The following is a 12262-nucleotide window of genomic DNA, read 5'->3' on the forward strand; positions in this document are numbered from 1 at the left end:
CCTGCTCTCGGTCGGGCACTCGCCAGCGACGCAAGCGCTCGATCAGTTCGCCGTAGCGCGAATGGTGTAGCGCAAGGTCTTCATCCCGAGAATGAGTGCAGCGTCGACGGTGGCCCGCATATCGGCGTCGAAGGCGCAGCGCTCGGGAGCGATCGCCGACCGACGCGGGCGCCTGGCCTCTCTGCAAAGGGGGGAATTTAAGACGAGGCGAATTGCATGAGCCCCGTCGGCTGTCGATGCTCGTCGCTTCGGTGATGCCGTCGCTTCGTCCACGCTCAAGATGCGGCTCCGGCGTATCCGCTACTCCGACAGTTCCCCCCCTTTTGAAAAAAGGCAGGGAGGGCCTTGTTCCGGCTAGATCGCGGCAACCTGCCCGCAAATCCCCGGGCGCGGTGGCAAGGCTGCTCAGCCCAACGATGCAGGCGCCTGCCCCTTTGCAAAGGAGGCTGATTAAAAAGGAGAGGCTTACAAAGAGGCGGGTTGTGTCAGTCCCTTAGGCCGTGGACGGAAGCTCGCGATCAGAGGCGTTCGCCGACCGGCAGGTAGCGCCATTCGCCGACCGGCATCTTGCTCAGCGAGATGCGGCCGATGCGCAGGCGGCGGATCGAGACCACGTCGAACCCGACCTGGCGGCACATGTCGCGCAACTGCCCGGGCTGTACGTCCTTGATGGCGAAGCGCAGGCGGGTTTCGTTCTGCCAGCTGACCTTGCACGGCCGCAGCGCGCGGCCCTGGTAGCTCAGGCCGTGGGCGAGCTTCTGCATGCCGTAGGGCAACAGGTCGCCGGCCACCTCGACCACGAACTCCTGTTCGATCTGGGCGTAGTCCTCGGTCAGGCGGCGCCAGACGCGACCGTCCTGGGTCAGCACGACCAGCCCGCTGGCGTCGCTATCGAGCGGGACCAGCGGGGTCAGGCGGTGGAAATGGCGCTTGAGCACGCGCACCTCGGACAGGTCGCCGGGCGCGTGGGTGGCCGGGGTGACCAGGCCGGCGGCGTCCTTGAGATCGAGGCCGGCCGGTTTGTGCAGCAGCATCGTCGCCGGCTCGATGGGTTCCAGGCGGGCGTCCGCGGCCAGTTCGACGGTCTGGGTCGAGACCAGGGTCTGCGGCTCCTCGACGATCTCGCCATCCACCGACACCCAGCCGCCCTCGATGTATTGCTGGGCGTCCGTGCGCGAACAGGGGACTTGTTCGGCGAGGCGTTTGTCGAGGCGGACGGGTTCGGACATGACGGAATTCGATACTGGGGTCGCCAAGTGTAAAGATATACGCCTGTTACGCCGGGATTCCCCCTCAGCCGGCGCCGTTTCCCCCACAGGATTTCATGAAGACTCCACCCGGATTGCAGGCGCTGATCGACGACGGCGTGATCGACGAGGTCATGCGCCCGCTCAAGAGCGGCAAGGAGGCCGCGGTCTACGTGGTGCGTTCCGGCGACGAGATCCGCTGCGCCAAGGTCTACAAGGACATGGCGCAGCGCAGCTTCCAGCAGCGCGTGCAGTACCAGGAGGGGCGCAAGGTGCGCGGCAGCCGCGAGGCGCGCGCGATCGGCAAGGCCACCAAGTACGGGCGCAAGCAGCAGGAAACCGCCTGGAAGAACACCGAGGTCGAGGCGCTGTACCAGTTGCGCGATGCCGGTGTGCGCGTGCCCGAACCGTACGGTTATTACCACGGCGTACTGGTGATGGAACTGGTCACCGACGCCGACGGCCACTCCGCGCCGCGCCTGGGCGAGGTCGAGCTGGCGCCGGAGCAGGCCCGCGGCTTCCACCGTTTCCTGGTGCGGCAGGTGGTCAAGATGCTCTGCGTCGGCCTGATCCACGGCGACTTGTCCGAGTACAACGTCCTGGTCGCCCCGGACGGCCCGGTCATCATCGACTTCCCGCAGGTCGTCAGCGCCGCCGGCAACAATGCCGCGCGCAAGATGCTGTTGCGCGACGTCAACAACCTCACCGCCAGCCTCGGCGCCTGGGCGCCGGAGCTGCTGGACACCTGGTACGCCGAGGAAATGTGGGCCCTGTTCGAGGCCGGCGACTTGCGTCCCGACAGCGAACTGACCGGCGTGTTCGCGCACGACGAGTCCGCGGTCGACCTCGACAGCGTCCGCCACGCCATCAACGATGCCCGCGACGAAGCGCTGATCCGCCAGCAGGGCCGCGAGGCCGCGGCCGAAATGGACTGAGCCGGCCGCGTCGACGGCCAAAGGATCGGCCGACCGGGCTGGGTTCGGCCCCGGTCCGGCGTCCGCCGCATCCGCCCATCCTTCGCCCCCTTCGCCCCCCTTCGCCTGTCATCGGGCGACGGCCGCCGTTACGAGCGTGCGCGATCCGGAGCCGGGTGTAGATTAAGGCCGCGACACGGCCGGGCCGACGCATAGTGAGACGGCGTTGGCTTTTCACGGCGTCCGCGCAGGGCACGCCATAGGCTCGATAGCGGTCCAAGGGGGCGGGCCGTTCGCGTAGCCGTTACGGTGGGCAGGTTCGCAGTGCGTCTCTACACTGGGGCTTCGTCCGCGACAGGCGGTCCTCACAATCACTGCCCAGATAGGTAATGCTTCATGGCATACACGGGGATCGGTCATGAATAACATCACGATTCGGCAGCGAATCATCTTGAGCTTCGCCGTGATCATCGTGGCGATGGTGGTGATGGGCGGCATCGCCCTGCAGCGGCTGTACGGCATCCAGCTCGAAGAGAGCCGATTGCGCGAGGATTCCATTCCCGGGCTGTACGTCTCCGGGCAGATGGAAACCGAGTGGCATACCTACTACGCCGCGCTCAACAGCTTGGCGGCCGCCGATGCGGGCCAGCGCGCCGAGGTGCAAGAGCGCTTGCGTGTCCACCGCACCGCATTCGAACAGGCCCTGAGTCGCTACCGCGCCACCGCCATTCAAGCCGACGATCGCCGCAATGTCGATGCGCTCGCCGGTTTCAGTGCGTCGTTGTTCGCCTTGCAGCCGGACCTTATCCGGGCCGGCGAGAGCGGCACCGCGGGCTTGCAGGAAGCGATTCGCACGCGCGCCGCTCCGATCTTCGCCAAGGCGGTCGAAACCCTGACCCGCATCATCCACTACAACTACAACGAGGCGGTCGCGTCCGGCAATCGCATCGACGCTTCGGTGAAATCGGCCGAGCTCGGCATCGGCCTGACCTTCGCCGGCGCGGTATTGGCCGCGGTGCTGGCCGGCTTCTTCCTGTTGAAGGCGATCACTTTGCCGCTGCACCGGCTGGCGCGCGCCGCCGACGTCATGGCCAAGGGCGATTTCAGCCAGCGTCTGGGGTTCTCGCGCAGCGACGAATTCGGCACCGTCGCGCAGGGCTACGACCGCATGAGCGGCGAGCTGGCCGAACTGGTCGGGCAGATCCAGACCTCGGGCATCCAGGTCAATTCCTCGATCAACGAGATCACCGCGACCCTGCGCGAGCAGCAGGCCACCGCCGCGCAGATCGCCGCGACCACCACCGAGATCGGTGCCACCTCGCGCGAAATCGCCGCGACCTCGAAGGAACTCGCGCGCACCATGGGCACGGTCGCCGGCAGCGCCGAGCAGACCGCCTCGTTGGCCGGCAACGGCCAGGATGGGGTGGCGCAGATGGAAGAGACCATGGGCCGGATGATCGACGCGACCGCGGCGATCAGCGCCAAGCTCGCGGTGCTGGCCGAGAAGGCCAGCAACATCAGCCAGGTCGTCACCACCATCACCAAGGTCGCCGACCAGACCAATCTGCTTTCGCTCAACGCCGCCATCGAGGCGGAAAAGGCCGGCGAATACGGCCGCGGCTTCTCGGTGGTGGCGGTCGAGATCCGCCGCCTCGCCGATCAGACCGCGGTAGCGACGCTCGACATCGAACAGATGGTGCGCGAGATCCAGTCGGCGGTGTCGGCTGGCGTGATGGGTATGGACAAGTTTTCCGAAGAGGTTCGCCGCGGCACCGGCGACGTACAGCAGGTCGGCGGCCAGTTGTCGCAGGTGATCGAACACGTGCAGGCGATGGTGCCGCGTTTCGAGGTGGTCAACGAAGGCGTGCAGGCGCAGGCGGCCGGGGCGGAGCAGATCAACCTGGCTTTGGGCCAGTTGAGCGAGGCCGCGCAGCAGACCGTCGATGCCTTGAAGCAGTCCAACCAGGCCATCGACGAACTGCATCAGGTCAGCGCCGGGCTGCGCGACGGGGTGTCCAAGTTCAAGTTGCTGGCGTAAGCGCTGCCGACCGTCAGACGCACCCGGGAGGACGATGCCGTGCTGTTTCTTGTCTTCCAGCTGGACCAGGACCGTTACGCCATCGAGGCGGCGCAGGTCGTTTCGGTGCTGAACCTGGTCGAGCCGAAAGCCATTCCGCAGGCCCCCGCCGCGGTGGCCGGGGCCTTCGACTATCGCGGCGAACCGGTGCCGCTGATCGACCTGTGCCAGTTGGCGTTGGGGCGTCCCGCGCGCGCGCTGTTGAGCACACGCGTGATCGTGGTGAATTACCCGGTCGGCGACGGCGGCACGCGCAAGCTCGGCCTGATCGCCGAGCAAGTGCTGGAAACGGTGCGGCGCGAGGCCGCCGAGTTCGCTGCGGCCGGCGTCGATGCGGCGCAGGCGCCGTATCTGGGGCCGGTCGTCGCCGATGCGCAGGGCCTGATCCAGTGGGTGCGGATCGAACAACTGCTGCCCGGCTCGGTGCGCGAACTGTTGTTCCAAGCCTCGGTCGAAAGCGCATGAAGCCGGGCGGCTTCCAGCAATGGCTCAAGGACACCATGGGGCTGGATGCCAGCACCATCGGCCCGACCGTGGTCGAGCGCGCCGTCGCCAGCCGCATGACCGCGTGCGGATGCAAGCAACTCGCCGAGTACTGGCAGGCGCTGCGCGCCTCTCCGCTGGAGCAGCAGGAACTGATCGAAGCGGTGGTGGTGCCGGAGACCTGGTTCTTCCGCGACACCCAGGCGTTCAGCGCCTTGTCGGAAACCTTTGGCCTGCATTGGGCGGTCACCCATCCCGGCGAGCGTCTGCGCCTGCTGAGCCTGCCGTGTTCGACCGGCGAAGAGCCCTACACGATGGCGATGGCCCTGCAAGACGCCGGCTTTCCGCTCGAGCGGCTCAGCATCGACGCGGTCGACATCAGCGAGCGCGCGCTGGCGAAGGCGCTGCGCGGCCTGTACGGCAGCAACTCGTTCCGCGGCCGCGAGCTGCAGTTCCGCGAGCGCCATTTCACCACCGTGGCGGGCGGCTGGCAGTTGCCGGAGACAGTGCGTTCGCGGGTTAATTTCATCCAGGGCAACGTACTCGACGTCGCCTTCCTGCCCGGCGAGGCGGTGTACGACGCGATCTTCTGCCGCAACCTGCTGATCTATTTCGATGCCGACACCCAGATACGCACGGTCGGCATTCTCAAGCGTCTGCTGCGTCCGCAAGGGCTGCTGTTCGTCGGTCCGGCCGAAGCCGGGTTGATCCTGTCGCAGGGTTTCGCCTCGGCGCAGTTGCCGATGGCTTTCGCCTTCCGTCCGCCGCGAGCCGACAGCGGTGTCGCGGTGTCGGCGGCGATGTTGGCGACGACGGCGTCGGCGCTGGCGGGCGCCGCCGCCAAGGCCACCACGGTGAAAGCCATCGCCAAGCCGCGGCCGTTGGCGCGGCCGGCGCCCTCGGCGAGCCCCGTGCCGGCAGTTGCCGAGAGCGCAGAAGCCTTGCTCGACGCCGCGCAGCGCCTGGCCGATAACGGCGACTTCGATCGGGCAGCGGGCTCCTGCCAGGCCTATCTGCAGGCACAGGGGCCGTCGGCGCGTGCGCTGTACCTGCTCGGGCTGATCGAGGGGGCGAAGGGCCGCAACGAGCTCGCCGAAGACTATTTCCGCAAGGCCTTGTACTTGCAGCCACAACACGAAGAGACCCTGATGCATCTGGCGTTGCTGCTCGAAACCCGCGGCGATGCCGCCGGCGGGCGCGTCCTGCGCCTGCGCGCGCAACGCTCGCGCAGGACGGCAGGCTGACATGGGCGCCGACGGAGGCCACCGAGGATGAGCGCCAAGCACACGCCGGCCGGACCGAGCAGCGCCGTGGCCCGTTTGCTCGACCGCGCGCCCGCGCCGGAGGCGCTGCGCGAGGCGACCCGGCACGTCGCCGCCAAAGCCGAAGACCTGAGGTCGCTGACCGCGTCGCTGTTCGTGTTCCGCCTCGGCGCGGAATGGCTGGGCCTGGCCGCCTCGGTGGTCGACGAAGTCATCGAGCCGCGCCCGGTCCACACCTTGCCGCATCGCCGCGAGGGTGTGGTGCGCGGGCTGGTCAACGTGCGCGGGCAGCTCACCGTCTGCGTCGCGCTCGAATCCCTGTTCCATCTGGAAGCGGGCCAGGCCGATGCCGCGCGCAGCTTGTTGAACCGGCGCCTGGTGGTGCTGGCCTGGCAGGAGCAGCGCCTGGCCTTCGAGGCCGACGAAGTGCACGGTTCGCATCGTTACGACCCGGCCGCGATCGGCAACGTGCCGGCGACGGTCGCGCATTCGGTTTCGCCGTTCAGCACCGGCATTCTGGCCATGGGCCAGCGCAACGTCGGCGTGCTCGACGACGCGCTGGTGCTCGGCGCACTCAATCGGCGGCTCGGATGAGCACAGGCAACCTCCAGGATTATTCGCTGCACGACCTGTTCCGCATGGAGGTGGAAGGGCAGGCGCAGGTGCTGACCGAGGGGTTGCTGATCCTCGAAAGTCATCCGGCCTCGGCGCCGGAGCTCGAAGCCTGCATGCGCGCGGCGCATTCGGTGAAAGGCGCCGCGCGCATCCTCGGCCTGTCGGCCGCGGTGGCGGTCGCGCATTCGATGGAAGATTGCCTGGTCGAGGCGCAACAGGGGCGGCTGGTCCTCGGCAACGTCGTCATCGATGCCCTGCTCGGCGGCGTCGACCTGCTCGCCCGCATCGCTGCGACGCCGGCCACCGAGACTGCGCCGTGGATGCGCGACGATGCGCCGGACGCCGAGCGTTTCCGCGCCGCCTTGGCCGCGGCCCTGGCCGCCGATCCGGCTCCGGCATCGGCGGCGGCAGAGACCGACGCGGAACACGCCTCGGCCGCCGAGGCCGCTCACGCCGAGGCCGCCCATGCTGAGGCCGAAAGCGAAGAGCGGGTGCTGCGCATCACCGCACGCAGCCTCAACCGCCTGCTCGGCCTGGCCGGCGAGTCGCTGGTGGTGTCGCGCTGGCTCGATCCCTACATCCGCTCGTTGAGCCGCCTCAAGCGTCTGCAGCACGACAGCGCGGTCGCGCTGGACCGGCTGGCCGACATCTCGCCGGGCATGTCGCGCGATCAACATGCGAACGCGTTGCTGATGGAGGCGCGCTCGGCGATCGCCGAGTCGCAGCGGCAACTAGCCGATAGAATCGCCCAGCTGGACTTGTACGAGCGCCGCATCGCCAGCGTCGCCCATCGCCTCTACGACGAGGCGTTGTCGAGCCATATGCGGCCGTTCGCCGACGGTACCCGCGGGTTCAAGCGCATGGTCCGCGATCTGGCGCGCGAACTCGGCAAGGAGGCGCGCCTGGAGATCGTCGGCGCCAAGACCCAAGTCGACCGCGATGTCCTCGCCAAGCTCGAAGCGCCGTTGGGCCACCTGCTGCGCAATGCGGTCGATCACGGCATCGAGTCGGCCGAGCAGCGCCGCGCCGACGGCAAGCCCGTCGGCGGCCTGGTGCGGCTGGAAGCGCATCACGTGTCCGGCCTGCTCGAAATCACCATCGAAGACGACGGCCGCGGCATCGATCTGGAACAGGTGCGCACGATAGTCATTGCCCGGCGCCTGGCCGACGAGGACACCGCGTCGCGCCTGAGCGAGGCGGAACTGCTCGAATTCCTGTTCCTGCCCGGATTCACCCTGCGCGAGGTGGTCACCGAGATCTCCGGGCGCGGGGTCGGCCTCGACGCCGTGCAGAACATGGTCAAGCAACTGCGCGGTACCGTGCGCCTGTCGTCGCAAGCCGGCGGCGGCACGCGTTTCCAGTTGCACTTGCCGCTGACGACCTCGGTGCTGCGCGCGCTGGTGGTCGAGATCGGCGCGGAGGCCTATGCGTTTCCGCTGACCCAGATCGTCTGCACGGCGATGGTTGCGCGCGAGGACGTGCACTGGCTCGAAGGGCGCCAGCATTTCGAGTTGAACGGCCGTCGCATCGGTCTGGTGTCGGCGCAGCAGGTGCTCGGCGGCTCCGAGGCCAAGGCCGCGCCCGAGCAACTGCATGTGATCGTGCTCGGCGCGCCCGGCGGCGGCCACGAATACGGCCTGGCGGTGGAGCGTTTCCGCGGCGTCAGCGAGTTGGTGGTGCAGTCGTTGCCGAGCCAGTTGGGCAAGGTCAAGGACATCAGCGCCGGTGCCCTGCTCGACGACGGCACGCCGGTGCTGATCGTCGACGTGGAGGACCTGCTGCGTTCGGTCGAGCGCCTGGTGTCGACCGGCCGCCTGACCCAGCTGCGTTACGACGACAGCGCGCAGACCGCGACCCGCAAGCGCGTGCTGGTGGTCGACGATTCACTCACCGTACGCGAGCTCGAACGCAAACTGATCGAAAGCGGAGGTTACGTGGTCGAGGTGGCGGTGGACGGTATGGACGGCTGGAACGCGGTGCGGGCGGGTCATTTCGACCTGGTCGTCACCGACATCGACATGCCGCGCATGGACGGCATCGAGCTGGTCGGCCTGATCAAGAAGGATGCGCGTCTGCGCAGCGTGCCGGTCATGATCGTGTCGTATAAGGATCGCGAGGAAGATCGCCGGCGCGGCCTCGATGCCGGCGCCGATTTCTATCTGACCAAGGGCGGCTTCCATGAGGAAGCGTTGTTGCAGGCGGTGGTCGACTTGATCGGCGAGGCCGCTGCATGAGGATCGGCATCGTCAACGACCTGGCGCTGGCGGTCGAAGCGCTGCGCCGCGCGATCGGCCGGCGCAGCGAGCACAGCATCGCCTGGACCGCGGCCAACGGCGAGGAGGCGGTGGCGCGCTGCGCCGAGGACACGCCCGATCTGGTGTTGATGGACTTGTTGATGCCGGGCATGGGCGGGGTGGAGGCGACGCGCCAGATCATGGCGCGCAGCCCCTGCGCGATCCTGGTGGTGACCGCCAGCGTCGGCGGCAACGCCTCGTTGGTGTTCGAGGCCATGGGCCACGGCGCCATCGACGCCGCCGACGTGCCGACTCTCGGTATCGACGATTACGCCGGCGCGCAGGAGCTGCTGGCCAAGATCGACCTGATCGGACGTCTGGTCGGCGATGCGCCGTCGCGGCAGGTCAAGCAGCTGCCGGCGCGCCGTTCCAGTACCAAGCGCCTGGTCGCGATCGGCGCCTCCGCCGGCGGTCCGGCGGCGCTGTCCGAGTTGCTGGGCGGCTTGCCGGCCGGCTTCCCGGCCGCGATCGTCGTCGTCCAGCACATCGACGAAAAGTTCGCCAGCAGCATGGCCGATTGGCTCAACCGTTTTTCCGCCAACCCGGTGCGGCTGGCGCGGCCGGGCGATCGACCGAGCGCCGGCAGCGTGCTGCTGGCCGGCACCAACGAGCATCTCGTGTTCCAGCCCGACGGCACGCTGGCCTACACGCCCGAACCGGTCGAGCAGCCTTACCGGCCTTCGGTGGACGTGTTCTTCGAGAGCATCAACAAGGACTGGCCCGGCGAAATCGTCGGCGTGCTGTTGACCGGTATGGGCCGCGACGGCGCCAGCGGTCTGCACGCGCTGCGCATGCGCGGTCACCACACCATCGCCCAGGACCAGGCCAGCAGCGCCGTCTACGGCATGCCCAAGGCGGCTGCCGATCGCGGCGCCGCCGTCGACATTCTTCCCTTGGATCGAATCGCAGCGAAGTTGCGTTCGCTCTTCGGCGACATCAGGAACCTAGCGCCATGACTGAGCATTCCCCGAGCTTTACGCCGGCCACGCCGCGCAGGCGTCGGTTCGTCGTGCTGCTGGTCGACGACCAGCCGATCATCGGCGAGGCGGTGCGCCGCGCGATCGCCAGCGAGCAGGACATCGAGTTCCATTACTGCAGCTCGGCCAGCGACGCGGTCGCGACCGCCGAGGCCCTGCAGCCGACGGTGATCATGCAGGACCTGGTCATGCCCGGCGTCGACGGCATGACCCTGGTGCACCTGTACCGGGTGCACGCGAGCTTGCGCAACGTGCCGATCGTGGTCCTGTCGAGCAAGGAGGACGCGGCGGTGAAAAGCCAGGCCTTCGCCACCGGAGCCGCGGACTATCTGGTCAAGCTGCCGGACCCGATCGAACTGGTCGCGCGCATCCGCCACCACTCGCAGGCCTATCTCAACCAGATCGAACGCGACGCGGCCTATCGCGCGCTCAGCGAGAACCAGCAGAAGCTGCTGGAAATGAACGAGGTGCTGCGCCGGCTCAGCGATGTCGACGGCCTTACCGGGCTCAACAACCGCCGCTACCTCGACAGCTACCTCGACACCGAATGGCGCCGTGCGGTGCGCGAGCAGGGCGACTTCTCGATCCTCATGGTCGATGTCGACAACTTCAAGGTCTACAACGACGCCTACGGCCATCTGATCGGCGACGAGGCGCTCAAGGCCGTGGCCGGCGCGGTGCAGCGTTGCGCGCAACGCCCGGCCGACGTCGCCGCGCGTTTCGGCGGCGAAGAGTTCGCGCTGGTGTTGCCGTCGACGCCGAGCGAAGGCGCGCGCCGCGTCGCCGAGCAGATTTGCGCCAGCGTCTACGAGCTGGCGATCCCGCACACCGGCGCCGAGGTGGGCCGCGTCACCGTCAGCGTCGGCGGCGCGACCTATTCGCCGTGCAGCGGCGATTCCTACGAGCCCTTGCTCGAAGCGGCGGATTTCGCCCTCTACGAAGCCAAGCGCGCCGGTAAGAACCAGGCGGTTCACCGCGAACTGCCCTGAGCCGTCGGCCGATTTGCAGAAGGCCGATTTGCAGAAGGCCGATTAGCAAAGGTCGATACGAAGGCCGCTGAGTGCGGCCAAGCGCCGTTACGTTCGCAGCGGCGCATGCGTTCCCTGTAACCCGCATGCCGTGGTGCGCCGTCGGTCAGATCGGGGACGACGGAAAATGGCTTCGCCCACGGCGCGGCGCATGGCTCAGTGCCAGCGGGATGATTAATGTGCTTTGTGCGATTGAGTGCAAAGAACTGACGCAAATGAGTGACGTATAGCGTCAAACGCCTGGCATCTCAGCCGGCCGCCACGAGTCTTCGGTCGAGGCCGCGTCGCTGGACTCACCGAGGCAGTTCCCCCCTTTGACAAAGGGGAGGCTGCTTCTGCTTTTGCCCCTGCACCGCACCGCCGATCAGCAGCGCGAGGCCTTCGCTCAGGCCGGCGCGGCTTGCGGCCGCGGCCCTCATCAGGCCGCGGTGGCCTGCAGCAGCGCGAGTTGTTCGCGCAGCGATTCGTTCTCGGCGGTCAGCTCGGCCACGCGTTCGCGCAACGCCAATATCTGATCGGCGAGCGCGGCGTCCAGCGCCGAGGTTTCGCCCTCATCGCCTTCGCGCGCCTCGCGCGGTTTGCGCCGCGATTCGCGCACGCGCTTGGCGGCTTCCTTGAGTTCGCTTTTGCCGGCCAGGGCCGCAGCGCGCTGCTCGTCTTCCGGCAAGGTCGCGACCGCGGCGGCGGCATTGAGCGACAGCGTGCCCGACTTCACCGCGGCCACCACTTCCGGCGCGGCTTGCTTGTGGATGGTTTCGATCAAGCCGACCTGGGCGGTGCTCAGGCGCGCCTCACGGGCGATCTCGCCGCGTTGCTTGCGCGCGCCCGGCGCCGGCTTGGCCGCGGCTGCCGCTGCGGGCTGCGCCGCATCGGCGCCCGGTTCGGCCGCCGAGGTGTCCCAGGGGGCGTCGTCGTTGCCGGCGTCGGCCGCCGCCGGTGCGCCGGCGGCGGCGCGCTCGGCCAAAATCTCGCGCTTGCGCAGGGCCAGCACGCCGCGCTGGAAATCGGACACGCTGCGCCGGCCGAGGTGCTGGTCGATCATCCACAGGTAGACGTCGTCGATCGACTGGAAGCGCGGGTTCTGCACGGTCTGGAACGGCAGGCCGTGCTTGCGGCAGATGCCGTAGCGGTTATGGCCGTCGACCAGGACGTCGCCCCACAGCACCAGCGCGTCGCGGCAACCCTCGGCGAGGATGCTGCGCTCCAGCGCTTCGTGCTCTTCCTCCGTCAGCGGGTCGATATAGGCTTTGAGCTCTTGGTTGACGAGAATTTCCATGGCGGGCACTGCAACTTCGGGCGCGGCATTGTAGGCAGATGCGGCCCATCGGTCAGCTCTGTGCCCATCCTGGCCTGCGGCCTTGCCGG

General features: G+C 68.1%; 10 protein-coding genes. 8 read left to right on the plus strand and 2 right to left on the minus strand.

Annotated features, from left to right (window positions below; all coding sequences use genetic code 11):
• Window positions 1–518: 518 nt before the first annotated feature.
• On the minus strand, window positions 519–1229 hold the full coding sequence (locus GLA29479_RS12715) for an rRNA pseudouridine synthase (protein WP_057971797.1): 711 nt from the start codon (window positions 1227–1229) through the stop codon (window positions 519–521).
• Between the two features lie 95 nt (window positions 1230–1324).
• On the opposite strand from GLA29479_RS12715, the gene GLA29479_RS12720 reads away from it, so the two are divergent.
• The 8 genes from GLA29479_RS12720 (at window position 1325) to GLA29479_RS12755 (ending at window position 10858) form a co-directional block, all read left to right on the plus strand.
• On the plus strand, window positions 1325–2182 hold the full coding sequence (locus tag GLA29479_RS12720) for a PA4780 family RIO1-like protein kinase (protein ID WP_057916588.1): 858 nt from the start codon (window positions 1325–1327) through the stop codon (window positions 2180–2182).
• Between the two features lie 397 nt (window positions 2183–2579).
• Window positions 2580–4199, plus strand: coding sequence for a methyl-accepting chemotaxis protein (locus GLA29479_RS12725; RefSeq protein WP_057971798.1), 1620 nt, complete (start codon window positions 2580–2582; stop codon window positions 4197–4199).
• A 39-nt stretch (window positions 4200–4238) separates the two neighbouring features.
• Entirely contained in the window at window positions 4239–4703 is a 465-nt protein-coding gene (locus GLA29479_RS12730) for a chemotaxis protein CheW (protein ID WP_057971799.1), read from the plus strand.
• Entirely contained in the window at window positions 4700–5965 is a 1266-nt protein-coding gene (locus GLA29479_RS12735; RefSeq protein ID WP_057971800.1) for a CheR family methyltransferase, read from the plus strand. The genes GLA29479_RS12730 and GLA29479_RS12735 overlap by 4 nt, the downstream gene beginning before the upstream one ends.
• 27 nt (window positions 5966–5992) lie before the next feature.
• Window positions 5993–6577, plus strand: coding sequence for a chemotaxis protein CheW (locus GLA29479_RS12740; protein WP_057971801.1), 585 nt, complete (start codon window positions 5993–5995; stop codon window positions 6575–6577).
• A complete protein-coding gene (locus GLA29479_RS12745) occupies window positions 6574–8832 on the plus strand; it encodes a hybrid sensor histidine kinase/response regulator (protein WP_057971802.1) in 2259 nt (752 codons plus the stop codon). The genes GLA29479_RS12740 and GLA29479_RS12745 overlap by 4 nt, the downstream gene beginning before the upstream one ends.
• Complete coding sequence (gene cheB, locus GLA29479_RS12750) at window positions 8829–9848, plus strand: chemotaxis response regulator protein-glutamate methylesterase (protein WP_057971803.1); 1020 nt, start codon at window positions 8829–8831, stop codon at window positions 9846–9848. Before GLA29479_RS12745 ends, cheB begins: the two co-directional genes overlap by 4 nt.
• Window positions 9845–10858, plus strand: a complete 1014-nt coding sequence (locus GLA29479_RS12755; RefSeq protein ID WP_057971804.1) for a diguanylate cyclase domain-containing protein — start codon at window positions 9845–9847, stop codon at window positions 10856–10858. Before cheB ends, GLA29479_RS12755 begins: the two co-directional genes overlap by 4 nt.
• Window positions 10859–11315: 457 nt before the next feature.
• Here the strand turns inward: GLA29479_RS12755 and GLA29479_RS12760 are convergent, their stop codons facing one another.
• A complete protein-coding gene (locus tag GLA29479_RS12760; RefSeq protein WP_057971805.1) occupies window positions 11316–12173 on the minus strand; it encodes a ParB N-terminal domain-containing protein in 858 nt (285 codons plus the stop codon).
• Window positions 12174–12262: the final 89 nt, after the last annotated feature.

This window comes from Lysobacter antibioticus, from assembly GCF_001442535.1.
GTDB lineage: Bacteria > Pseudomonadota > Gammaproteobacteria > Xanthomonadales > Xanthomonadaceae > Lysobacter > Lysobacter antibioticus.

Bases quoted from the DNA above. Each gene is read 5' to 3' on its own strand.
- GLA29479_RS12715 (WP_057971797.1), bottom strand. From the start codon at position 1,229: ATGTCCGAACCCGTCCGCCTCGACAAACGCCTCGCCGAACAAGTCCCC.
- GLA29479_RS12720 (WP_057916588.1), top strand. From the start codon at position 1,325: ATGAAGACTCCACCCGGATTGCAGGCGCTGATCGACGACGGCGTGATC.
- GLA29479_RS12725 (WP_057971798.1), top strand. From the start codon at position 2,580: ATGAATAACATCACGATTCGGCAGCGAATCATCTTGAGCTTCGCCGTG.
- GLA29479_RS12735 (WP_057971800.1), top strand. From the start codon at position 4,700: ATGAAGCCGGGCGGCTTCCAGCAATGGCTCAAGGACACCATGGGGCTG.
- GLA29479_RS12740 (WP_057971801.1), top strand. From the start codon at position 5,993: ATGAGCGCCAAGCACACGCCGGCCGGACCGAGCAGCGCCGTGGCCCGT.
- GLA29479_RS12745 (WP_057971802.1), top strand. From the start codon at position 6,574: ATGAGCACAGGCAACCTCCAGGATTATTCGCTGCACGACCTGTTCCGC.
- cheB (WP_057971803.1), top strand. From the start codon at position 8,829: ATGAGGATCGGCATCGTCAACGACCTGGCGCTGGCGGTCGAAGCGCTG.
- GLA29479_RS12755 (WP_057971804.1), top strand. From the start codon at position 9,845: ATGACTGAGCATTCCCCGAGCTTTACGCCGGCCACGCCGCGCAGGCGT.
- GLA29479_RS12760 (WP_057971805.1), bottom strand. From the start codon at position 12,173: ATGGAAATTCTCGTCAACCAAGAGCTCAAAGCCTATATCGACCCGCTG.